Raw genomic sequence first — 24392 nt, 5'->3', positions numbered from 1 at the left:
AACCTAAACGGAAACCAACCGGAAAGGAGGCGGCATGGAGACGACCGCACACGGCGATATACCAAAAACGCTGTATAACATCGCGTTTGTCAGTATTCCCGAGAGCGCCGATCTTGAGTTTTTGCTCTGGGACCTCCAGGATGCCATCGCCGCCTATGCCCAGCTTTCTGGCACCGTACTCCCCCGCCCAGTCAACTTGAAGGCAAATGATGCCGGTGCAGTCGATGGCATGGTGCTCGCTGTTGACGATGCATTTGATGATGAGGCTATGATTGCTGTCGAGCAGATACTCGATCGCCTTGGGAATACAGAGACACGCATCTATGTCGTCGTCCAGGCCCTGTCAAAAAACAACAAGCAGGCGGACGAAGTCCTCGACCGCTTGCACCGGGCATGCATTCTACGTGACCTGCCATGGTGCGACGGCGTTGTCATCTGTGCCGGCAGCGGCATCGCAGCGCTTCACCATTCCCCACGCATGGGCGTCTTGCGCCGACCATTTTCGGAAGCGATGGATAAGCTTGTAGGCGCTGTGCGCATGGGCTGCTCCATCGAGCATGCGCAGCTGCTTGGCGGTGGCAATGCCGGTAGTGTCGATGCCGACGGCATGGTGCGTGCCAGGCCCGCCGTGCCCGCACCAATCTGGCGCGTCATCATCAAACGCCTCGGCACCCGCGCCCAATCAGATATCTAAATTACAGAGCGCCCCAATCAACGGCATCGCGCCAGCGCTCGACAAGGCGTTCCAGGCGCCATGCCGCATTGGCGGGACTTGTCGACGGCAGAACGATGGCGGGCAGCCCGGTGCGTTCTTGTAGATAGCGCCTGTAGAGCCGACCAGCTGTGCCACCGTTGCATATCACCTGCTCAATGGGGGCTGCGCCGGTAATGCACTCGATATGTGCCGGCACAACGTTGCGAATGCTCGCGTCACTCGAGCCCTTAATGTCGCAGCTCTCAATCACATCCCATAGGGCTACGCCGCCGTAAAGCAGCATAGATCGCTTGACGGCAATGGAGGCATCGAGCGCCGCGTGCTCACCGCTTGCCAAAGGATCGCCCTCGTTGGGCGGCACAGGCACACCGAGGCACGCGGCCATCACGCGCCAAAAGCGATTCTGCGGATTGCCATAGTAGAAGGCATTGGCGCGCGAAAGCACCGAGGGAAACGACCCGAGCACCAAAACGCGCGAGTGCTGGTCGAACACGGGCTCAAACCCATGCTCAATATGTTGATAGCCCTCGTCGGACGCCGCCATGATCTAGGCCCTCAACAGATAGCGCACCTCGTAGGGCGCAAGCTCGAGGGTGCCCGTCAGCTCGACCGCGAGCGCGTCGTCGGCAAGCAGATCGACAAAGGAGCCGTTGAGCTCGCCGGCGCCAAAGGTGTAAGGCTCGCCCACGGCGTTCACCGCCACGAGCACCGTCGCGCCGTCACAGGCGCGCTCGAACAGCAGCTGCTTGTTCTGGATCACCACGTTGCGATAGGCACCGTAGTTGAGGGCGCGGGCCGCCGCGCTGTCTGTCGAGCGCAGGTGCGTGAGCTGCTTGATGAAGGCCGTCAGCTCGTTGGGCGCAGGCTCATCGAGCGCAGGTCGCAGCGCCCAGTCGCCATCGGGGCCGCCCTTTTCGCCAGGAATTCCCCACTCGCTACCATAGTAGACGCACGGGATGCCCGGCATGCCAAAGAGCATGCCATAAGCGGGGCGCAGGCAGGACTTGTCCGTCAGGATGCTTGCCAGGCGCGGCACATCGTGGTTGTCGACAAAAGACAGCAGGTGTTTGCCGCGGTAGATGCACCACGGGTCGCCGCCAAACTGACGGTGCAACGAGTGGGCGATCTCGAACATGTTGACCGAGTTAAAGCTGGAGTACAGGCCCTTGTAGCACTCGTAGTTGGTGCAGGAGTCGAGCATCTCGTCGTTGACGATCTGGTTGTAGTCGCCGTGGAGCGTCTCACCAATCAGCACAAAGTCGGACTTGAGCTCACGGGTAAAGGCGTGCAGGCAGCGCATGAAGTCGCGGTCGAGCATATAGGCGACGTCCAGGCGCAGGCCGTCGATGCCAAAGACCTCGGCCCAGTGACGCACGGACTCAAGCAGGTAATCAACCACAGCGGGGTTTTGCAGGTTGAGCTTCACAAGCTCAAAATGGCCCTCCCAGCCCTCGTACCAAAAGCCGTCGCCGTAGCACGAGTCACCGTCGAAGCTGATGTGGAACCAGTCCTTGTACGGCGAATCCCACTTGCGCTCCTGCACATCACGGAAGGCCCAAAAGCCGCGACCGACGTGGTTGAAGACGGCATCGAGCACCACACGGATGCCGTGGGCATGCAGCGTCTCACACACGGCGGCAAAGTCGGCATCCCTACCCAGGCGGCGGTCAATATGGCGCAGGCTGCGCGTGTCGTAGCCGTGGCTATCGGACTCGAGCGGCGGGTTGATGAGCACGGCGCCAACGCCGAGTTCCTGCAGGTAGTCGGCCCATTGGGCGATCTTCATGATGGGAGCGTCGGGATTGGGCGCGGCGTTGGCAACCTGGGCGAGCTCGTCCTCGGCAACGGGCGCGGCATTCTCGTGCGGAGCTCCGCAAAAGCCCAGCGGATAGATCTGATAGAACGTCGTCTCGTATGCCCACATAACAGCCTCCCAGAAATCCTTCACGCAACGCCACCCATTGTATGCCCAGCTTGTATCCTCTTCCCCAAAATAAGTTGCGGTAGAATAGTTCCTGCTTGGGTCTTCAGAGGCCTTAAACAAGAACTATTCCACCGCAACTGATGAGGGGACGTGATTAGGCGACGGGCTTGGCGCGGCGTATGGCCGGGAACAGCACCGTAATGGCGAGGATGACGCCCACGACGGCGATCGCCCCGCCCGCAAAGCCGATCCAAGCGATACCGGGACCCGAAACCACGGCGCCGCCGATCGCGGTGCCCGTGCCAATACCGAGATTGAACAGGCCCGAGAAGATCGACATGGCGACAGCCGACGAATCCGCGGGCGTGTACTTGATGAGCTCGGCTTGAAACGCCACATTAAAGGCCGTGGCGCAGCAGCCCCACAGCGCGCAGACGGCAAGCACTGCCGCGAGCGACGATGCGGCCGGACCCATGAGCAGCAGGGCCGCCGGCACGCCGGAGAGCGTAATTGCAAGGAACGGGAAGCGATGCCCATCGAACAGGCGGCCAAACAGCCAGCTTCCGAGCAGACCAGAGCAGCCGAACGCCGTCAGCGTCATAGTGATGGCGCTTGCGTCGACATGCGCGACCTGAGCCAGGAAAGGCTCGATATAGCTATAGCCCGCGTAATAGCCGGTCGCCATGAACACCGTGACCACATAGAGTGCGATGAGGAACGGGTTCTTGAGCAGCTCGGGCAGCTGCTTGAGCGTAAAACGCTCGCCCGCTGGCATGACAGGAAACACCGTGGCCTGGTAGACGACCGCGACAGCAGACAGCGCTCCGACCACGGCAAACGTCATGCGCCAGCCCACGGCCAAGCCAATGGCGCGACCGAGAGGCAGGCCAAAGATCTGCGCGATGGACGAGCCCGTAGCGATCATGCTGATGGCGAGCGCGCCGTGGCGCGTGTCAACCAGACGCGAGGCCATAATCGAGGCGACCGACCAGAACACGGCATGTGCGCAAGCGACCACCAGGCGCGCGCAGACCAGGATGGGATAGGTCGGCGCCACAGCGGACAGGAACTGACCGAGCGAGAACACGGCCAGCACGCCCAGCAGCATCCGCTTGAACTCAAAGCGCGAGGCGAACACCATGAGCGGCAGCGACAGCAGCATGACGCCCCAGGCATAGACCGAGATCATGATGCCCGCCTGGGCCTCGGTGAGCGAGAACGACGCGGCGATATCAGTCAAAAGGCCGATGGGCATAAACTCCGACGTGTTGAACACGAACGCACAGCAGGTGAGCCCGACGAGCGGGAGCCACTGCCTGAGCGTGATACCGTCTTGCCTTGCCTGACTCATATATAACGTCTCCAATCATTTTGAGCGGAGGCGATTATATAGCAACGGCCCCGCATCCGTCAGCAACAGATGCGGGGCCGAAAACAATTCGATACATAGAGGTTGCGCCGTCAATGCAAAACTAAGCCAACCCCAGCAATAAGCCCGCCGAATGCACGACAAACGCCACGATCCAGGCGACCGTCACCTGAAACGCGAACACGGCCACGGCATAGCGCGCGCCCAACTCGCTCTTGACGGCGCCGATGGACGCCACGCACGGCGGGTACAGCAGCGTAAAGACCAGGAACACGTAGGCGGTAAACGGCGAAAACATGGTCGACAGCACCGCGGGCGACGTTGCGCCTAAAAGCACCGTGAGTGTCGAGATGACACTCTCCTTGGCGATAAGTCCGGTGACGAGCGCCGTGGATGCACGCCAATCGCCAAAGCCGAGCGGTGCCAGCAGCGGCGCGATAATGCTACCCAGACCGGCAAGCAGACTCTGCGACTGGTCGGCGACCACGTTAAAGCGAATGTCGAACGTCTGAAGGAACCAGATGACCACGGTAGCGGCAAAGATAATGGTAAAAGCCTTGGTAATAAAGTCCTTGGCCTTATCCCACGCCAGCATCACCGTCGTCTTGACGCTCGGCAGGCGGTAATTGGGAAGCTCCATAATAAACGGCACCGGGTCGCCCTTAAATGCCGTGCGGTTGAGCACCAAAGCCGCGATGCAACCGACCGCAATGCCAATCAAATAGAGCGAGACCATGGCGGGAACCGTCGCCTGCGGGAAAAACGCCCCGCACAGCAGGCCGTAGACCGGCAACTTGGCCGAACAGCTCATGAACGGCGTGAGCATGACCGTCATCTTGCGGTCATGCTCGGATGGGAGCGTACGGGTCGACATAATAGCCGGCACGGTACAGCCAAAACCGACGAGCATAGGCACAAAGCTGCGGCCCGACAGGCCAAAGCGACGCAGCACCTTATCCATGACAAAGGCCACGCGCGCCATGTATCCGGAGTCTTCCAAAATGGAGAGGAACAAGAAGAGCACGACGATAATCGGTAGGAAGGTCAGCACGCTGCCCACGCCCGTAAGCACGCCGTCGACAGCCAGCGAACGCACCACGTCGTTGGTGCCGAACGCCTTGAGGCCCGCATCGGCCGAGGCGATGATGGCAGCGATGCCGTCCTCCATAAGTCCCTGCAACGCTGCGCCGATCACGCCAAACGTCAGCCAAAAGACGAGACCCATGATCACCAGAAACGCCGGGATGGCCGTGTAGCGACCCGTCAGGATGCGGTCAATCTTGACGGAGCGTACGTGCTCGCGGCTCTCGTGCGGCTTGACGACGCAACGCCCGCACACGTCGCCGATAAAGCCGAAGCGCATGTCAGCCAGCGCAGATAGACGGTCGGTGCCGGCCTCGCCCTCCATTTGGCTAATGATGTGCTCGATGGCGTCGAGCTCGTTGCGGTCCAGGTGAAGCGCCTCGGTCACCAGCTCGTCGCCCTCAACCAGCTTGGTCGCCGCAAAACGCACGGGAATGTGCGCCGTCGCGGCATGGTCCTCGATAAGGTTGGCGATGCCGTGAATGCAGCGATGCAGCGCACCGCCGTCCGGACCATCGGGCGCGCAGAAGTCCAGGCGACCGGGACGCTCGCGGAACCGCGCCACGTGCAAGGCATGATCCACCAACTCGCCAATACCCTCGTTGCGGGCAGCACTAATGGGAACAACAGGCACGCCCAGCAGGCTCTCGAGCAGGTTGACGTCCACGGCGCCGCCGTTGGCCGTCACCTCGTCCATCATGTTGAGCGCGATGACCATGGGTCGATCGAGCTCCATAAGCTGCAGCGTCAGGTACAGGTTACGCTCGATGTTGGTGGCGTCGATGATATCGATGATGGCGTCGGGGTGCTCATCCAGGATAAACTGGCGGCTTACGATCTCCTCGCCCGTGTACGGCGACAGAGAGTAAATGCCGGGCAGATCAGTGACGCTCGCCTCGGGGTGGTTGCGGATGGCGCCATCTTTGCGGTCGACCGTCACGCCAGGAAAGTTACCGACATGCTGGTTGGAGCCCGTCAGCTGGTTGAACAGCGTGGTCTTGCCGCAGTTTTGATTGCCGGCGAGGGCAAAATGCAGCGGTGCGCCCTCGGGCACGGCCGTCTTTGCCGCGCGGGGCGAATACGTCCCCTCGCCCAGGGCCGGATGCTCCGTCGTGCCGATTGCGGCGTTAGCGCGCGGACCCGTATCGGTGTCGTGAATGCCCGCGAGCTCGATGCGAGCGGCATCGTCCTTGCGCAGCGTCAACTCATAGCCACGCAGGCGAATCTCGAGCGGGTCGCCCATGGGGGCGTACTTCATCATGGTGACTTCGGTGCCCGGCGTTAGGCCCATGTCCAAAATATGCTGTCGGAGTGCCTGGTCGTCCGATGCCACCGATGCGACAACGGCGTCCTTTCCAATCTCGAGTGTATCGAGTCTCACGTCCGCGTTCCTCCCCCGGCGCCCACAGGGCGTTGCATTTTGTTTATCTTGGCTAACCGTTTGCCATGGCTAACCATTTAACCACGCATGATAGCGCGAACACACACCGATGTTCAATCGACAGATTGGTGCAAGGGGGATTCCGGGCCGTGGTTTCCCCGAGGACCGAAAGCCGCCCGCCCCCTCGACAAAATGATCCATTCCCTTCGTCGCATGCAAAACAACCAAGGAGTGTCCCAAGGCGCCGGCACAACAGGAACGTCCCCAGCTGCCGGCAGCATTTCGCCGCAACAGCAAAGGCCCGCGCTGGCAACAAATGTCACCTGCGCGGGCTTGGTGGGCGCTCACATAGGCACGTTATAGAGACCCACATCAGCTATGGAATGCCAAGTAGCACCGATACGCGATGCCCGCCGGCTTACCTAGCAATGAAACTCGCCATAGCCTTAGACAATCGGCGCAATGCCGGCAAAGTGCAGATACAGCGAAATGATTGCCACGACAATGACCACCGCTGCGATCAGCTTGTCGTGCAGATGCGGAAGTACCGGCTTACCGCGGCCTCGCTCGCCCAGCATATAAACGGGAATGGCCGGAGCAAAAAGAATCGTCGTGATCATAACGCCCTGAAGACCCGTCGACCACACCAGGAACAATGTGTAGATGAAGCCGAGCGTACCGAAGAAGCGCGCCTTGCCGACGCTTGGCGCATGCGGCCCGTCCAGATGCTCGTTCTTCCAGCCAATCACCATGTAATAAGCTGCCGAGCACACGTACGGAACTAGGATCGTATTAACTGCGCAGCTGTAGAAGAACTGGTACGTGCTCGCCGCCACATACGACACGATCAAGAAGAGTTGCGTAATGCCGGAGCTCACGAGAACCGTTACCACCGGGGCGTCGTGCTTGTTCGTCTTGGCAAACGCCAGAGGGAAGGATCCCTGGCGTGCTGCCTCGAACGGCGTCTCGGACGCAATGATGACATAGCCCAGCATCGCGCCGACCAGCGAGAGAATAACGCCAAGGTTTACGATGGCAGCGCCAACAGGACCGATTGCGCACTCGAGAATTCCCGCCATGGAGGGCGTTGCGAGCTGTGCCATCTCCTCGCGCGGCATAATGCCGAGTGACAGCATCGAGATGATCAGATACAGCGTGAACACAGCCGCGAATCCAAGTGCCGTCGAGCGGCCGACGTCACGCACGTACTTTGCACGGCCCGAGATAACGACAGCGCCCTCGATGCCCGTGAAGACCCAGACAAGGGCGATCATGGTCGAGACAACCTGCTCGCCAAAGCCAGGACCAGCCGGCTCTCCCCAGAAGTTGTCCATAAAGATATCGACGTTGAACTTGCCCAGGAGCACGATGCTCAGCACAAAGAGTCCCAGCGGCACCAGCTTCGCCAACGTAACGATCGTGTTAATGCCCGCAGCCTCCTTAACGCCACGAAGCACAAGGGCGGTAAGGAACCACAAAAACACACTGGCGCAGACGATGGAAAGCAAGTTGTTGCCCGCGCCAAACGCAGGGAAGAAATAGCCCAGCGCGCTAAACAGCAAGAGCGCAAAGCTCACGTTGGAAAGACATGCGCTGATCCAGTAGCCCCAGGCGGAGTTGAATCCAATGTAATCGCCAAAACCGGCCGCAGCGTATGCATAGATGCCGCCGGTCAGGTCGGGACGGGCCTGAGACAAACCGTTGAACACCATCATCAGCGCAAAGACGCCAATAAAGCAAATTCCCCACGAGACGATAACTGCACCGGTATTTGCCCCGCCCGCTGCCATATCGCCGGCAAGCGAGAAGATGCCGCCACAAATACTGGCGGTAATGACCATCATGGTCAGACGAAAGAGATCGAGGCCATTAGGGTCGATAATCTCGTCGTTTTGAGCTTTAGAGGCCATTGTATGTGCACCCCCTTCATCATGTGATCGAACGAAAGATGACCCGGACGTCCCGAATCGGGTGCCGGGCCATCGGTCAAGCGATCATCAGACTGTTACAGCTATCGCGTTAGAAGCGCAGCGACAGGCAAGAAAGGCCGCCGTCGACCTTGCGATACTCGGAGGTATCGACGACGAGCGTCTTGTAGCCCAGATCCTGCACGGCCTTGAGCACGGTCGGATAGCCCTCGGCGACGATGACCGTACCGTTGACCCAGATGCAGTTGGCGCCGTAAGCCTCGTCCTCGGGCACGACGATCTTGTTGTACTGGGCAAAGTCGGGTTTATCGATAAACTCACCGGAGACGAGCATGTTGTTGTCCTCGATGTAGTTGACGCCCGTCTTGAGGTGCAGGACCTCCTCCAGCGGAACCTCGGAACCCTCGAGGCCCCAGCCCTCGAGAATCTCGCAGAACTGGCGGATGCCCTCTTCGTTGGTGCGAGCGGAGCGACCGACGTAGAAATGGTCGCCGACCATCATGACGTCGCCGCCGTCGAGCGTGCCCGGAGAAACGATGTGCTTGACATGCTCGTCGTCAAAGAAGCGACGGACGGCCGGCTCGATCTCGTCCTTCTCGCCGTTGCGGCTATCGGCGCCGGGGTTGGTAATGATGGCGCCGCAGCGAGTGATAACGGCCGGATCTTCGACGAAGCAGCTGTCAGGATACTGCTCGAGTGCCGGCAGCACCGAGACATCCACGCCGCACTGCTCGAGCGCATGCTCGTAATCGTAGTGCTCCTCGATGGCGCGCTCGTAGATGGGCTGGCCAAGCTCGGGGGCACTCGTGATGCCATTGCTCAGGGACTTGCCGGGGCGGCGGATGATGACGTGGCTGAACTTGGTCATGATGATCCTCCTTGGATCTCTTAGCAGAGAGCGGGACTTCTTCGCGCCCGCCTTCCTTTCGATGGCTTTATCTTAGTGCGGTTTTCCTGTTTTGTATATTGTATACAATACTGAACGGTAGATATTCATCGGTAAGCGTATTCTTACGTATCGGCGCAAAGTAGCACGATTTAGCTGGTCGTTCTATAATTCAATTGAGCTATTCAAGCGAAACGTATTTATTTTTAGAAATATACAGTTAAGGAACATAAGCTCATGGAAACGCTCAGAAGGCCCCTGAAGGACCACGTATACGACTATATTTCGAGCCGTATTGACGCCGGCGAGTTGTCCGCCGGCGACCGGCTGAGCGAGCAGGCGATCTGCGATGCCATGGGCGTGTCGCGCACGCCGGTCCGCGAAGCGCTCATCCAGCTGGCAAGCGATGGCTACCTGGACAATCTCCCCCGCCGCGGATTCCGCGTCCGTGGGTTCGATCAGCAAAACGCCGTTGAAGTCTTTGAGATTATGGGACCGCTCGACGGGCAGGCCGCATATCTCTCCTGTCCGAACCTAACCGACGATGACATTACGCAGCTGAAATTTCTCGTCGGCTCTATGGACCTCGCGATCCAAGGCGGTCTCATCCGAAAGTACGACGACATTCAGCGAGACTTTCATCTGACGTACTTCAACCGCTGCGGCAACGACCGTCTGCGCGATATGATCTCGCAGCTCGAGCGCTGCTTTATCAAGCGCGATTACGAGACTGTCGACCAGGAGACGGCGTGCAAACTGCTCAATAAAGCCAACAACGAACATGCCCATATTCTTGAGTTGTTCGAAGCACGAGATGCGACGGGCGTGCGCGACTACGTTCGCGATGTCCATTGGAACACAGAAAACGCCCAGTTCACCGTCTGGTAGGGAAGCAACAAGGGACAACGTCGGTCTTAAACCTTGGCGCCAGCACCGCCCAAACTGATCCGTTTTCCTCCGTCCCCAAGGGATCATTCTTTTGGCAACGACAGCGAAAGCCCGTCAGAGCGAGCAAGGTGCCTTGAAACGAGGCGGCATTGACCTTCTGGTCATGCCGCCGAAGTTGAAAGGCAGATTGCCGCCCTGGCGGGCTCGCAGCGTCAAGTGGTTGCGGCGTGTGGTAAAACGCCGCAACTAAAACCCGTGGCGCTCCAGGAAGCGGAAGGCTAAGCGGATCCAGGGACGGACTGCCACCTGCTTGTCCTCGTTGTCGACCGCGGTGTTGGCGTTGCCGAGCGAAAGGCCATGACCGCCCTGGTCAAAGACGTGCATCTCGCAAGCGACGCCCTCCTCCGCCATGCGTTGGGCAAACGGATAGACCTGCGCGATCGGCGCCGTCTTGTCATCGGACACGCCCCACACAAAGGTCGGCGGCATCTGGCGCGAAACATGTGTGGTGGGGCAGATATCGGCCAGGTGCTCGTCAGTTGCCTCGCCACCCGTCACCATCGATAGGTAGTCGTTGAGCAGGTCGCGCCCCGTCTTGCCGCCCGTCTTGGGCACGCGCAAGTCAATGCGCGGATCGCGCGTCTGTATGTCGCGCACATAGGCAAGGTCGAGCAGCGGATAGCCCAGCACCACGGCATCGGGACGAATATCGTCCGGACGCGCCCCTGCCAGGCCCGCGAAGGGACCAGTCTTCCATTGCGTTGCCAGCGAAGCGCTGATCATGCCGCCCGCCGAGAAGCCCACGACGCACACGCGCTTGGGATCGACATGCCACTCGTCGGCGTTGGCGCGCACCGTGGCGACCATCTTGGCAAGGTCTGCCTGCGGGTGCGGAAAGCTCACATCGCCCGTGCCGCTCGTCACATAGTTGAGCACAAAGGCCTGGTAGCCGCGGTCCAAAAATGCAAACGCCACCGGGTCCTGCTCGTGCGGAGCGATATGTGTAAACCCGCCCCCGCCACAAATGATCACCGCGGGGCGGCGGCCATTGGGCTTGTCGGGGAGCGGCTCGGCGCCCAGATACGTAAACGTCGCCGGATATTCCTCGGTCGGCTCCTCGCCCCACAGCGCATGGTTCTCGACAATCATATGTGCTCCCTTCGCGCAAATTAAGCGCCCTTGTTTTTCGCCTTCAAGCGTACCCCACTTGAACTCATGGCGCAGAAACACGCCAGCAATAAGTTTCCCTTCAACTGATATATCACATAATCCCAGCTCAGAGGTATCGCTGAGCAGCGTAGAATAGGGGACGTTGACCAAGCCGCGAAACACATATGAAACGTTTCCGGCAAACCAAACGCGCGATATGCGCCTATTTAAGTTGGAGGCAACTATGGGTCTGCTCGATTCGCTTAAGTCCACCTTCACCTCGACGGGCGAGGCGTCCGTTCCGCCCGCAGCAAGCTTCGCCACCCGCGAAGGCGTCATCTATGCCCCCGTCAACGGCGTGCTCGTCAACCTGAACGAGGTCCCCGACGAGACGATCGCCTCGGGCATGCTTGGCCAGGGCTATGGCATCGAGCCCATTACCGGCACCATCTATGCGCCCGCCAACGGCCGCATCGGCGCTACCACCGTCACCAACCACTCCATTGGCATGATCACCGAGGACGGTCTTCGCGTGTTCATCCATGTTGGCCTGGGCACCGTGGAAATGAACGGCAAGGGTTTTGCCCGCTTTGTCGAGATGGGCGATGTGGTCAAGGCAGGCCAGCCGCTCATCAGCTTCGACCGCGAGGCCATTAAGGCCGCTGGCCACGAGGACATCGTGACCGTCATCGTCTCCGAGCTCGATCGTCTTAAGAGCATCGACCATGTCGGCGAGTCTGGAACGCTTATCGGCGGCAACCCGCTCGTCAAGCTTGGCGACCCGCTGCTGGTTGCCAAGACCAAGTAGTCAGGCCCCGCGCCACACAGCCAAAAGGCACCTCGTCAAGCGCCCGCGACCATTTGGCCGCGGGCGCTTTTCGTTTGAAAAACCATCCCGCCAATGCCTTATCTGTATAGCCCAAATGAGCCGAGCTGCTAGAATATCGAACTGTATGGATAACTATCATTCAACCGTTATGGGAGGATACGTGAACCGCACCAAAATCGCGCAGCTCTACGCCGACGCCGAGTCGCTCGGCGGCCAGACCGTCACCGTCGCCGGCTGGGTCAAGTCCGTCCGCGACATGAAGAACTTTGGCTTTGTAACGCTCAACGACGGCAGCTGCTTCCGCGATCTGCAGGTCGTCATGAACCGCGATGCACTCGACAATTACGACGAGATCGCCCATCAAAACGTCTCGGCCGCCCTCATTTGCACCGGCATCGTCAAGCTGACCCCCGATGCGCCCCAGCCTTTCGAGCTTTCTGCCACCTCCATCGAGGTCGAGGGCGTCAGCGCCCCGGATTACCCGCTGCAGAAGAAGCGCGCAACCGTCGAGTTCCTGCGCACCCAGCAGCACCTGCGCCCGCGCACCAACCTGTTCCGCGCCGTGTTCCGCATCCGCTCTGTCGCAGCTGCCGCCACCCACCGCTTCTTCCAGGAGCAGGGCTTTGTCTACGTCAACACCCCTATCATCACCACGAGTGACTGCGAGGGCGCCGGCGAGATGTTCCGCGTGACCACGCTCGACCCCAAAAATCCGCCCCTCACCGAGTCCGGCGAGGTCGACTGGAGCCAGGACTTCTTTGGCAAGCATGCGAGCCTGACCGTGTCCGGCCAGCTCAATGCCGAGAACTTTGCCATGGCCTTTGGCGACGTGTACACCTTTGGTCCCACCTTCCGCGCCGAAAACTCCAACACCACGCGCCACGCCGCCGAGTTTTGGATGATCGAGCCCGAGATGGCCTTTGCCGATCTGAACGACTACATGGATAACGCCGAGGCCATGCTCAAGTACGTCCTTAAGGACGTTATGGCCACCTGCCCCGACGAGCTCAATATGCTCAACAAGTTTGTGGACAAGGGCCTGATCGAGCGCCTGGACCACGTGGCAAACTCCGACTTTGCCCGCGTCACCTACACCGAGGCCGTCGAGATCCTGGAGCAGGCAGTCGCTGCTGGTCACCAGTTTGATTACCCCGTCAGCTGGGGCATCGACCTGCAGACCGAGCACGAGCGCTTCCTGACCGAGGAGCACTTTAAGCGCCCGACCTTTGTAACCGACTACCCGGCAGAGATCAAGGCCTTCTATATGCGCATGAACGACGACGGCAAGACCGTCGCCGCCGCCGATTGCCTGGTGCCGGGCATCGGCGAGATCATCGGTGGCTCCCAGCGCGAGGAGCGCCTGGATCTGCTCGAGGCCCGTATCAAGGACCTGGGTATGAATCCCGAGCAGTACAAGTACTATCTGGACCTGCGCCGCTACGGTTCCTGCAAGCACGCCGGCTACGGTCTGGGCTTCGAGCGCTTGGTGATGTACCTCACCGGCGTGGGCAACATCCGCGACGTCCTGCCGCACCCGCGCACCGTGGGCAACGCCGACTTCTAATCGTCGGACGTTAGCTCGCGTCGCCACACGACAACGCTCATCGCACAAGCGTCTCTCGACATCGGTCGAGAGACGCTTTTTTCAACAGCATCCGTCAAGCTTTTGGCAAGTTTTTGGTCAGTTGAACAGGGCTGTTGAAAACTCGAACCGCCGTTTGCCGACGACTACCGACCGCCCAGAGCGCCCTGCGCCCCTGGGAAAACCCCGCGTCCTAGGCTCCATACCGTCGCCACCCAAAACAGAAAGGACGTGGGCACCATGACCGAAGCCGCTGTTGAAACCTACGACACCACAACGAGAGGCGCCGCCTCGATGGCAGCCTATCGCGCCGTTCGCATCCTGCAACTATTAAGCGAGAACACCGGCGAGGACAGGGCCATGTTTTCCGATGAGTTGATCCGGCACCTCGCCCATCCCGACGACCCCGCCCGCATGCCCATCTCGGCGGCGCGGCGCAGCATCTACACCGCCATCTCCGCACTTCGCCATGCCGGATACGAAATTGAGTACAAACGCGGCGTGGGGTATCGGCTCTTGACCCGTCCGCTCACCGACGAAGAGATCATCCGGCTCCACGGCATGGTCATGCGTAACCGCTCTACGCCCATCGCCATTCGAAAAAGCATGGCGCAGCACTTGGTCGCCATGGCGAGTGCCGACGTTCGCGGCTACCTCGATGCGCCCGAGCCCGCTCCAAGCGCCGGTGGCAAATCCACCAAGGCCACGCGCACGCCCGTCAAGCGCATCGACACCTGCGAGCTCATCGAGCAAGCCATCGACCACGGAACCACGGTGAGTTTTGATATTTCGAGCGTCACGACACGTGGCGAAACCGAAGTAGCACGGATGACACTCCGCCCCTTTGCCATCAAGCAACGAGACGGCATCTCGTATTTGCTGGGAACGGTCTATGACGCCCGAGGCGCCGATGACACGCTGCGTACCGTAGAGATCGGGCGCATGAGAAACGTCACCACGCGTCTCCTCGACGGCAAGAAGCTCTTCGCCGCCCTGGAGGGGGACGACGCCTCCGCCGCATAAGAACCTCCGCCGTCCATTCGACTACCCGTACCGCCCATCCGGTTCTGTATTAAAAAACCCGCCAGGTTATTGTAAAAATGGACATCCGCGCTACTATAGTTCCACTTGCACTTTGTTTGAGTGCAGTGTTTCCAGCCATTTCTATACTGGGGGTAACGATATGAAGGACATCACCATCAGCCGCAGGAGCCTTCTGGTCTCTGCCGGCCTGCTCGTGCTCGCTCCGCTCGCCGGATGCGGCGGCAACTCTGGTTCCGGCTCTGCTGCCGCCGGTTCCGACTACACCGTCGGCATTCTGCAGCTCACCGAGCACTCCGCACTCGACGCCGCCAACGACGGCTTCGTCAAGGCCATCAAGAAGAGCGGCCTTAAGGTCAAAATCGACCAGAAGAACGCCCAGAATGACCAGTCCACGTGTAAGTCCATCGCCGACAAGTTCGTGGGCGATGGCGTCGACCTGATCTACGCCATCGCTACGCCCGCCGCGCAGGCCGCCGCCGGCGCCACCGCCGATATCCCCATCGTGGGTTGCGCCATCACCGACTACGCCGCCTCGGGCCTGGTCCAGGACAACGAAAAGCCCGGCACCAACGTCACTGGCGCCTCCGACCTCACCCCGGTCGCCGAGCAGCTCGAGATGATGCAGAAGGTCCTGCCCGACGTAAAGAAGGTCGGTCTGCTCTACTGCACCGCCGAGTCCAACTCCGACGTCCAGATCAAGGCCGCCAAGAAGGAGCTCGACAAGCTGGGCCTGGACTACACCGACTTCACCGTCTCGAGCTCCAACGAGATCCAGTCCGTCGTCGAATCTGCCGTGGGCAAGGTCGACGCGCTGTACTCCCCCACCGATAACACCATCGCCGCGGGCGCTTCGCAGGTCGGCCAGATCTGCAAGGAGAATAAGCTCCCCTTCGTAACCGGCGAGGAGGGCATGTGCATGGCCGGCGGCCTGTTCACCCTCTCCATCAACTATGAGGACCTGGGCTACGCCGCGGGCGAGATGGCCGTTAAGATCCTGAAGGGCGAGGCCAAGCCCGAGGATATGCCGATCAAGCACCTCTCGAGCAAGGACCTGGTCGTCGTCAAGAACGACGAGATGGCCGAGGCGCTGGGCATCGACCTTTCCGCTCTGGACGAGTAGCGCCATGCGCGGTAACGCGTCTAGGACCCGCACTCGCGCCGTTGACGTGTTATTCAATATCTGAGCCACAGGGGCGAACGCCAAAGACCGGCGTTCGCCCTGCTTGTTTCGGATGAGTCAAAACATCCGGCCGCAGCTCTTTTATACATTGTTACCGCTATCATGGTGACTCACGTGTCCACCCTATCCTAGGAGGTATGAAGCATGCTTATTGCATTGCAGGGCGCCGTTTCTCAGGGCGTCCTCTGGGGCATTATGGTGCTTGGCGTGTTTATCACGTTCCGCCTGCTCGACATCCCCGATATGACCTGCGACGGCAGCTTTGCCCTCGGCGGCTGCGTCTGCGCCGTACTCATCGTCAATGACAACGTCGACCCGCTGCTCGCCGTTTTGGCCGGCATGTGTGCCGGTGCCATCGCGGGCGCCGTCACGGGCATTTTGACCACCGTCTTTGAGATTCCCGCGATCCTCGCCGGAATCCTCACCCAGATCAGCCTGTGGTCCATCAACCTGCGCATCATGGGCAAATCCAATACGCCCATCCTTGCCAAGGGCACCGTGTTCTCGGCCGTCAGCAACATGACGGGTCTGCCGCAGTCCACCGTCGCCATCATCCTGGGCATTGTGCTGGCCGTGGCCATCGTCGCCATCCTGTACTGGTTCTTTGGCACCGAGATCGGCTCCGCACTGCGCGCCACCGGCAACAACGAGTACATGATCCGCGCATTGGGCGTCAACACCAACTCCACCAAGATGATCGCCCTCGTGCTCTCCAACGCCCTCATCGGCCTCTCTGGCGCGCTTATCTGCCAGAGCCAAAAGTATGCCGACATTGGTATGGGCACCGGCGCCATCGTTATCGGTCTTGCCGCCATCGTCATCGGCGAGGTGCTCGGCCGCCTGCTGCCCGGCGGACTCACGCAGTTCTCCGTCCGTCTGGCCTCTGCCGTCTTTGGCTCCGTGGTCTACTTCCTCATCCGTGCCATCGTGCTGCAGCTGGGCATGGACGCCAACGACATGAAGCTGCTCTCCGCCGTGATCGTCGCCGTTGCCCTGTGCGTGCCTGTGGTTTGGGAGCGCTATAAGCTCCGCAGCTCCTATACGAAGGGGGATGAGGCAGATGCTTAAGCTCTCGCACGTCAAGAAGACCTTTAACAAGGGCACCGTCACCGAGAAGCGCGCTCTCACCGGCGTCGACCTTACCCTCAACGATGGCGACTTTGTGACCGTGATCGGCGGCAACGGCGCCGGCAAATCCACGCTGCTCAACATGATCGCCGGCGTATATCCGCTCGATTCGGGCGTTATCGAGCTCGACGGCACCGACATCTCGCGTCTGAGCGAGTCGCAGCGCGCCAAGTACCTGGGCCGCGTGTTCCAGGACCCCATGCGCGGCACCGCAGCCGACATGCAGATCGCCGAGAACCTGGCCCTCGCCAAGCGCCGCGGCCAGCGTCGCGGTCTTTCGTGGGGCGTCACCAAGGCCGAGAAGGACGAGTACGTTGAACTGCTCAAGCGCCTGGACCTTGGTCTGGACACGCGCCTCAACGCCAAGGTCGGCCTGCTCTCGGGCGGCCAGCGCCAGGCACTCACCCTGCTCATGGCCACGCTCACCAAGCCACGCCTGCTGCTGCTCGACGAGCACACCGCGGCGCTCGACCCCAAGACGGCCTCTAAGGTGCTCAATCTGACCGAGGAAATCGTCGACGAGCATCACCTGACCACGCTCATGGTCACGCATAACATGAACGACGCCATCCGTCTGGGCAATCGTCTGATCATGATGCACGAGGGTCACGTGATCTACGACGTGGCAGGCGACGAAAAAAAGTCGCTCACCGTTGCCGACCTGCTGCAGAAGTTCGAGGAGGTCTCGGGCGGCGAGCTCGCCAACGACCGCATGCTGCTGAGCTAACGACCTAGAAAACCACCACAAAGGGGACAGGCACCTTTGTGGTGGTTTTTATTAAAGAGTAAGGAGACAGCCATGAAAAGACTCCCCCGCCTTGCGTTAGCTGCCGCGTTGTTTGCCGGCGCGCTCACAGGCATCCCAAGCCTCGCTTTCGCGGGGAACCTGCCCGCCGCTATTGACGGCGCCGTAACCGTCATGCACACCAACGACATCCACGGCAGCTACAAGTACAGCTACAACGCAAGCAAGGGCACGGGCACCATTGGCTTTGACGGGCTGGCGGTTCTCTATAGCGCTCAAAGCAACGCCCCCGACTTTCTGCTCGATGCAGGCGACACCTTCCACGGGCAGTCCTTTGCCACCATGAGCGAGGGCAAGAGCATCGCCGAACTCATGAACACCTTCTACGCAAACGGCTACGACGCGACCACACCGGGCAACCATGACTGGAGCTACGGCGCGGACAAGCTTCGCACGATGGCCGGCAATGGTGCCACCAGTACACCTTTCGCCATGCTCTGCGCGAATGCAACGTCCTCGAACGGCGTATGGAGCTCGAGCATCACCAAGACGCTCAATCGCACTTGGAAGGACGGCGAGGGCAGCCCCACGTTTAACTACAAGATTAAGGTCGGCGTCGTCGGAGCCATGGATGAGTCGCTGGGCTCCTCGCTACGCGCGGACCTGGTCGCGGGCACGTCGTTCTCGGGTGCGGCGGACGCCATCAATGCCGAGGCCAAGCGACTGCGCGAGGATGAGGGCTGCAACGTTATCGTCTGCATCGCGCACACGCTCAACGCCAAGACCTTTGCCGCAAAGCTCGTTGGGGTCGATACACTGGTCGCGGGCCACGAGCACATCAACTTAGACGAAAACGTGACGGGGGCCGACGGCAAGCCGGTCCGCGTCGTCGAGGCAGGCAGCGCCTTTGCCGAGGTTGGTCTGCTTTCCATTCCCTATGAGTACGACACCAGGGGTACCGAAACCACCAACGACGACATGGTGACGGTCTCCGCAGGCGACAGCGACGAGAAGCTCTACACCGCCAAGGACGTCGACGACCTTTTGGCAGACTCTAACAACCAGAACATCCTTGACGAGGTTCGCAACAACAAAATCAAGCCACTCGACGATGCCTTTGAAAGCGAATCGAACAAGGTGCTCGGCACATCCTCCACCAACTATTTCTACGGCGAGGACGCCGCGGGTACGCATGGCTGGGAGATGGTGCGCACCACCGATCTGCGCCCCAGCAAGGAAGGCGATACCACCAAGGCCCAGACCATCGGCCACGTGATTTGCGGCTCCTATCTTTCCCTGACGGGCGCGGACCCTGGCCTGACGAGCGCGGACCTTGCTATTGAGAACGCTGGCGGCATCCGCGGCGGCATCGCGGCGGGAAACGTGACCGCCGGCGACGTCATCGCCATCTCGCCCTACGGCAACACCTTGGAGACCTGGACCATGACCGGCGCGGACTTCCTCGCAGCGCTTGAGCACTCGTTGGAAATTAGCGACAAATGCAATGACAGCTACGAACTTCAACAAGCCTACGTCGCAGCCGGCCACACCGAGCAGGAAGCCCAAGACATGTACAAGTGGCCCGACGACTCCGGCAGCGTTCTTTCCTTTGGCGGCATCAACGTAACAATCGACTGGACGCAGTCTGAAGGCAAGCGCATCGTGAGTGCCACGCTCACCAAAGACGGCAGCACGCTCGACCCCGCCAAGACCTATACCGTCGCCACCAACAACTACATCATCACCAACACGACCGACTTCCCCACCTTCGCAAACGCCAAGAAGCTCACCGAGTGGGGTACGTGCGAGGCAGCGCTGAGGGCATTGATCGGGCAGGACGACTGGGAGCACAAGGTGGCCTCGCTCGCGGGCACCATCAGCTTTAGCTCCGCTGAGAGCCCCGCACCCCATCCGACCCCAACGCCTGAGCCCTCACCCAAACCCGGCACGACGACCACGCAGATCACCACCAAGAAGACGGCCGGTAAGCTTGCCGCAACGGGAGACCGTACGCCGACCGTGGTCGGCGCATGCCTTATCGGCGGCATCGTCATCATCGTTCTCGGCATTATCTGGAAGCGCCGCCGCTAAGCTACACCGCCGGGCCTTGCAGCCCCGCCGTACAAACCTTATATCGAGCGCAAAAGCCCGTCCGAATGTGATCGGACGGGCTTTTGGTGGGTATCATGGTTGGACGATCATGAGGAGGTTTTCCCAACATGGAATTGTTTGAACCGATTCTTCATTTCTTTGAACAACGGTGGGTCCACAACATCATCTGGGCCGGCATCTTGGTAATAGGCACCGCCATCGCCACCAAGGTCGTATCCAAGACCCTGCGCCACCTGCTCAACCGCGACGACAACCCGCTTCCGGCATCGAGTATCTTCATCAACATTGCGCGCGCCGTCATCTGGATGATCGGCGGCAGCTTTATCCTCGACAACTGCTTTGGCATTAACGCAAACGCCCTCGTCGCCGCTCTTGGCGTCGGCGGCATCGCCATCTCGCTCGGCTTTCAGGACACGCTCTCAAACCTTATCGGCGGCATGCAGGTAACCTTTATGGGCATCATCAAGCCCGGCGACAATATCGAAGTCGGTGGCGTGTCGGGCGTGGTCCAGGACATCACCTGGCGTCATACGACCATCGAGGACGCCTGCGGGCAGACCATCATCGTCCCCAACTCAAATATCTCCAAGAACACGCTCGTGCATCTCATGCCCTTTGGGCGTGTGGCTGTGCCCGTTGCCGTAAAGGACACATCCAAGTGGGCCTCGCTCGACGCGCTGGCAGACGAGCTGACCAGCGCCACCAAGGCCGCCGTGCTTCCCATCTCGAGCTTTGACAAGGAGCCCTACGTGCTCTTTAGCGAGATCGGCGACTTTGGCATTAAGGGCAAGATCATCTTTATCGTCAGCGACGACAGCACCACTTTCACGGCGGCCGACGCCTGCATTCGCGCCATCGCCCCCATCATCGCCTAAACCACCACAAAGGGGACAGGCACCTTTGTGGTGGTTTTCATTCGTGGTACCATGGTTCATATAGTTGTTTAAACGACTAAGGGAGCAAAACTATGGAAGAGGCCTATCGTCAAGCACGCAAGCGCGGCGAGCAAGGACGTCGACGCGCCATTAGTCAAAGCGAGCATCCGTACCTTACGGACCTCGATAGCTTGGTTGCCCAGCTCCCCTTGGGCCAGCGAGAGAATGTCGGCCTGAGAGACATTCCGCTCGAAATGGTCGTCGGCACGGTTACCAAGGGCCGTCAGTCGGCCTTTTCATGCAACTTTATGCCCTTGCTGCCGTTTAGCACGGAGTTCGCCCGCAAGTGGTCCAACCTCTACGACATCCAGGTGACCGAGGGCTATCGCGATCCCGTCATCGTCACCGAGTTCATGCATCGGTTTTACGTCCAAGAGGGCAACAAGCGCGTCAGTGTCCTCAAATTCCTGGACGCCCCGACGGTTTCGGCCAAGGTCACCCGTCTCTACCCCGGCACGTGGGATTCCGTCGAAAGCCGCCTGTACGGTGAGTTCTGCGCGTTTTGGCGCGTCTGCCCCCTATACGAGATCGAGTTCTCGCGCGAGGGAAGCTACGAGACGCTCGCCAAGATGCTCGGTCAGGACCTTATCGAAAAATGGCCGCAGAAAAAGGTCGACTACCTGCGCCACACCTTCCTACTCTTTAAGCGCGCCTACTTTCGCGCGGGCGGCGACCACCTGGACATTACGCCCGCAGACGCCATGCTCGTCTACCTCAATGTGTACAACCAGGACCGCCTGCTGGATACGCCGACGGATATCGTCGTAAACCGCCTGTGTAAGATTTGGCGTGAGCTGGTCATTGCCGGCAAGAATAACGAGGACAAGGTCGATCTTGTCGAAGCACCGAGCGTCGATGAGGAAGAGTCGCCCGCCAAGTCCACCTCCGGCGTGCTCAACTTCTTTATGGGCAAGACCGTCTATTCGGCGGCCAATCCCCTGCGCATCGCCTTTATCCATGAGTTCCCCTGTGCGACGTCGAGCTGGGACAGCCTGCACGACCAAGGGCGTCAGTATCTCGATGAGCACTTTGGCGGTATCGTGCGCACCGAGGCGTTCGAGGACTGCCACGATCCGGACGTGTTCTACGCCGCCGTGGAAACGGCTGTCAAACATGGAGACAGCGTCATCTTCTCGACCTCGCACCGCCTGATGGAATACACGCTCAGGGCTGCCGTTGAGTATCCCCAGGTTCGGTTCCTCAACTGCTCTATCGGCCTTCCCCACCAAAGCGTCCGTTCGTACTTTGGCAAGATGTACGAGGCCAAGTTCCTCCTGGGCGCCCTTGCCGCCAGCATGGCGGACAACCACCGCATCGGTTACCACGCGTCGGTCTTCGCCTCGGGCGCACTCAGCGAGATCAACGCCTTTGCGATTGGAGCCTCGCTACTCGATCCCCGTGCGCAAATTATCCTGACCTGGGGCGATGTGCCCGCCGGTGGCCTTGCCGAGGCCATGTGCCGCGAAGGCGTAAGCGTCATGTCCGGCGCCGACATGTCAAAGCCGCTCGAAGACCCCACGGCCTACGGACTCCACCGCTTGGTCGATGGCAAGGTTGCCGGCATTGCCATGCCGGTATGGAACTGGGGCCGTTACTACGAGCTTATCGTGCGAAGCCTGCTGCATGGCACCTGGGATGAGACCAGTGACGACAGCCAGGTTCGCGCCGTCAACTACTGGTATGGCATGAGTTCGGGCGTTATCGATATTCGCTACGCTCCAGGCCTGCCCTATCAGACGCGCAAGCTCGTTCAGCTACTGCGCAATGGCATTGTCGAGGGCTCCATCAATCCATTTGGCGGCGAGCTCCATAGCCAAGACGGCGTGGTGCAGATCGAGGGCTTTCCCCCACTGCCGAGCACTCAAATCGTCGAGATGGACTGGTTGGCCGACAACGTGGTGGGCACCATTCCGCAGCCCAACGATGAGCCGAAGGTCCACGCCCTATGAAAATCCTTGCCATAGCCGATACCGAAGAACGATGCCTATGGGAGTGCTTTCGCAAGGAACGCTTTGAGGGTGTCGACCTGATTTTGTCCGCTGGCGATCTGGACCCGGATTATCTTGAGTTCTTGGTCACCGTCATCAACAAACCGCTCATCTACGTTCGCGGCAATCACGATGACCGCTACGCGCGTCATGCACCAGGCGGCTGTATCTGTGTCGAAGACTCCGTTTACGTGTATCGCGGCGTCCGCATTGCGGGGCTTGGCGGCTCCATGCGCTACCGAGATGGCGCCAACATGTACACCGAGCGCGAGATGGCCAAGCGCGTGCGCAAGCTGTCACGCAAAGTGAGGATGGTCGGCGGCTGCGACATCCTGCTGACCCATGCGCCCGCCGCCGGCATGGGCGATCTGGATGATCTGCCACATCGAGGATTTGAATGCTTTAACACAGCGCTCGAATCCTGGAATCCCGACTACATGGTGCACGGGCATGTGCACCAATGCTATGGTCGCGACTTTCAGCGTGAGCGTCAACATGCATGCGGGGCAATGATCATCAACGCCAGCGGATATACGCAGTTTGAGCTCGACCAGACGCGCTACCCCATCCGTGGCTGGCAGGCAGCCTGGCTCAACTCACAAACCATGCGCCGCGAGCTCAAGCGCCACGAGGCCATCGAGTCCTCAACCGCCAGAACACCCTGGTAACTACCTCAAAGGGGTCACTGCCCCCTTTGAGGCAGTTTTGACGCGATAGCAAGAAACCCGGTCCTGCACGAGACAGAACCGGGTTTCTTTAGCAATGCTTGCTTTGCTCAGGCAGTAACTAAAAGTTACTCAGCCAGGAAGTCACGCTGGATAGCGGGATCGACCTTGACGCCAGGGCCCATGGTGGAAGACACGGAGATAGACTTGACGTACTTGCCCTTAGCAGAAGAGGGCTTGACGCGCAGGATCTCGGTGTACAGGGCGGCGTAGTTCTCGACGAGCTGCTGCTCGGAGAAGGACTTCTTGCCCAGGGGCACGTGGCAGATGCCGTAGCGGTCGGCGCGATACTCAACGCGGCCGGCCTTGAGCTCGGAGACCATCTTGGCGACGTCCATGGTCACGGTGCCGAGCTTGGGGTTCGGCATGAGGCCACGGGGACCAAGGATCTTACCGATGCGGCCAACCTTGGCCATCATGTTCGGCGTAGCGATAGCGGCGTCGAAGTTGATCTCGCCCTTCTGAATCTGGGCGACGAGCTCGTCGGAACCGATGATGTCGGCGCCGGCAGCCTCGGCCTCGCGAGCCTTCTCGCCCTCGGCGAAGACGGCAACACGAATGGTCTTGCCGGTGCCGTGGGGCAGGGAGATGGAACCACGAATGTTCTGGTCAGCCTTACGAGTATCGACGCCCAGACGGAAGTGGGCCTCGACGGTCTCGTCGAACTTGGCGGTGTCGAGCTCCTTGATGAGCTTGGCAGCCTGAAGGGGGGTGTAGAGCGTGGCGCGGTCGATCTTCTCGGCAGCGGCGTTATAGCTCTTACCATGCTTAGCCATGTGCATTACCTCCTGTGGTTAAACG

At 60.2% G+C, this 24392-nt stretch carries 20 protein-coding genes; 12 read left to right on the top strand and 8 right to left on the bottom strand.

The features are described 5' to 3' along the window. Positions 1-34: 34 nt before the first annotated feature. Positions 35-694 carry a hypothetical protein gene (locus tag DW823_RS00190; protein WP_118079365.1) on the top strand — a complete coding sequence of 220 codons (660 nt, stop codon included), beginning with the start codon at positions 35-37 and terminating at the stop codon, positions 692-694. 1 nt (position 695) lies between these two features. Here the strand turns inward: DW823_RS00190 and DW823_RS00185 are convergent, their stop codons facing one another. From DW823_RS00185 to DW823_RS00160, 6 genes are all read right to left on the bottom strand, one after another. Then, a complete protein-coding gene (locus DW823_RS00185; RefSeq protein ID WP_118079363.1) occupies positions 696-1259 on the bottom strand; it encodes a DNA-deoxyinosine glycosylase in 564 nt (187 codons plus the stop codon). A gap of 3 nt (positions 1260-1262) precedes the next feature. Next, positions 1263-2639: an alpha-amylase family glycosyl hydrolase gene (locus tag DW823_RS00180; RefSeq protein ID WP_118079361.1), complete on the bottom strand. Its 1377-nt coding sequence runs from the start codon at positions 2637-2639 to the stop codon at positions 1263-1265. Positions 2640-2793: 154 nt separating this feature from the next. Beyond that, positions 2794-3990 (bottom strand): MFS transporter, encoded by a 1197-nt coding sequence (locus DW823_RS00175; protein ID WP_118079359.1) that lies wholly within the window; start codon positions 3988-3990, stop codon positions 2794-2796. A gap of 121 nt (positions 3991-4111) precedes the next feature. Next, positions 4112-6472 (bottom strand): ferrous iron transport protein B, encoded by a 2361-nt coding sequence (feoB, locus tag DW823_RS00170; protein WP_118079357.1) that lies wholly within the window; start codon positions 6470-6472, stop codon positions 4112-4114. Positions 6473-6918: 446 nt separating this feature from the next. Next, entirely contained in the window at positions 6919-8382 is a 1464-nt protein-coding gene (locus DW823_RS00165; protein WP_118079355.1) for a basic amino acid/polyamine antiporter, read from the bottom strand. Positions 8383-8491: 109 nt separating this feature from the next. After that, the gene (locus DW823_RS00160) at positions 8492-9268 is read right to left on the bottom strand and encodes a dimethylarginine dimethylaminohydrolase family protein (RefSeq protein ID WP_117583089.1); all 777 of its coding nucleotides are present in this window, start codon (positions 9266-9268) and stop codon (positions 8492-8494) included. Between the two features lie 255 nt (positions 9269-9523). Between DW823_RS00160 and DW823_RS00155 the strand changes: the two genes are divergently transcribed. After that, on the top strand, positions 9524-10174 hold the full coding sequence (locus DW823_RS00155) for a GntR family transcriptional regulator (RefSeq protein ID WP_118079353.1): 651 nt from the start codon (positions 9524-9526) through the stop codon (positions 10172-10174). A 246-nt stretch (positions 10175-10420) separates the two neighbouring features. On the opposite strand, the gene DW823_RS00150 is transcribed toward DW823_RS00155, so the two are convergent. Continuing rightward, on the bottom strand, positions 10421-11323 hold the full coding sequence (locus tag DW823_RS00150; RefSeq protein WP_118079351.1) for an alpha/beta hydrolase: 903 nt from the start codon (positions 11321-11323) through the stop codon (positions 10421-10423). A 244-nt stretch (positions 11324-11567) separates the two neighbouring features. Here DW823_RS00150 and DW823_RS00145 point away from each other — a divergent pair, with 244 nt between their 5' ends. The 10 genes from DW823_RS00145 to DW823_RS00100 all read left to right on the top strand — a co-directional run bounded on the left by DW823_RS00145 (position 11568) and on the right by DW823_RS00100 (position 23534). Further along, on the top strand, positions 11568-12131 hold the full coding sequence (locus tag DW823_RS00145) for a PTS glucose transporter subunit IIA (RefSeq protein WP_040359007.1): 564 nt from the start codon (positions 11568-11570) through the stop codon (positions 12129-12131). A 181-nt stretch (positions 12132-12312) separates the two neighbouring features. Further along, complete coding sequence (gene asnS / locus DW823_RS00140) at positions 12313-13716, top strand: asparagine--tRNA ligase (RefSeq protein WP_118079918.1); 1404 nt, start codon at positions 12313-12315, stop codon at positions 13714-13716. Positions 13717-13974: 258 nt separating this feature from the next. Beyond that, positions 13975-14757, top strand: a complete 783-nt coding sequence (locus DW823_RS00135) for a hypothetical protein (RefSeq protein WP_118079349.1) — start codon at positions 13975-13977, stop codon at positions 14755-14757. 160 nt (positions 14758-14917) lie between these two features. Beyond that, positions 14918-15898: an ABC transporter substrate-binding protein gene (locus DW823_RS00130; RefSeq protein ID WP_118079347.1), complete on the top strand. Its 981-nt coding sequence runs from the start codon at positions 14918-14920 to the stop codon at positions 15896-15898. A 204-nt stretch (positions 15899-16102) separates the two neighbouring features. Then, positions 16103-17026: an ABC transporter permease gene (locus DW823_RS00125; protein WP_118079345.1), complete on the top strand. Its 924-nt coding sequence runs from the start codon at positions 16103-16105 to the stop codon at positions 17024-17026. After that, positions 17019-17813, top strand: a complete 795-nt coding sequence (locus tag DW823_RS00120; protein ID WP_117756907.1) for an ABC transporter ATP-binding protein — start codon at positions 17019-17021, stop codon at positions 17811-17813. Before DW823_RS00125 ends, DW823_RS00120 begins: the two co-directional genes overlap by 8 nt. 72 nt (positions 17814-17885) lie before the next feature. Continuing rightward, positions 17886-19922, top strand: a complete 2037-nt coding sequence (locus DW823_RS00115; RefSeq protein ID WP_118079343.1) for a bifunctional UDP-sugar hydrolase/5'-nucleotidase — start codon at positions 17886-17888, stop codon at positions 19920-19922. Between the two features lie 128 nt (positions 19923-20050). Then, positions 20051-20818 (top strand): mechanosensitive ion channel family protein, encoded by a 768-nt coding sequence (locus DW823_RS00110; protein ID WP_118079341.1) that lies wholly within the window; start codon positions 20051-20053, stop codon positions 20816-20818. A 92-nt stretch (positions 20819-20910) separates the two neighbouring features. Then, entirely contained in the window at positions 20911-22827 is a 1917-nt protein-coding gene (locus DW823_RS00105; RefSeq protein ID WP_118079339.1) for a BMP family ABC transporter substrate-binding protein, read from the top strand. Continuing rightward, complete coding sequence (locus tag DW823_RS00100; RefSeq protein WP_118079337.1) at positions 22824-23534, top strand: metallophosphoesterase; 711 nt, start codon at positions 22824-22826, stop codon at positions 23532-23534. Before DW823_RS00105 ends, DW823_RS00100 begins: the two co-directional genes overlap by 4 nt. A gap of 125 nt (positions 23535-23659) precedes the next feature. Here the strand turns inward: DW823_RS00100 and rplA are convergent, their stop codons facing one another. Next, positions 23660-24367 (bottom strand): 50S ribosomal protein L1, encoded by a 708-nt coding sequence (rplA, locus tag DW823_RS00095; RefSeq protein ID WP_118079335.1) that lies wholly within the window; start codon positions 24365-24367, stop codon positions 23660-23662. Between the last annotated feature and the right edge of the window lie 25 nt (positions 24368-24392).

Source organism: Collinsella sp. AM34-10 (genome assembly GCF_003469185.1).
GTDB lineage: Bacteria > Actinomycetota > Coriobacteriia > Coriobacteriales > Coriobacteriaceae > Collinsella.
This window is presented reverse-complemented; position numbering and strand designations above follow the sequence as displayed.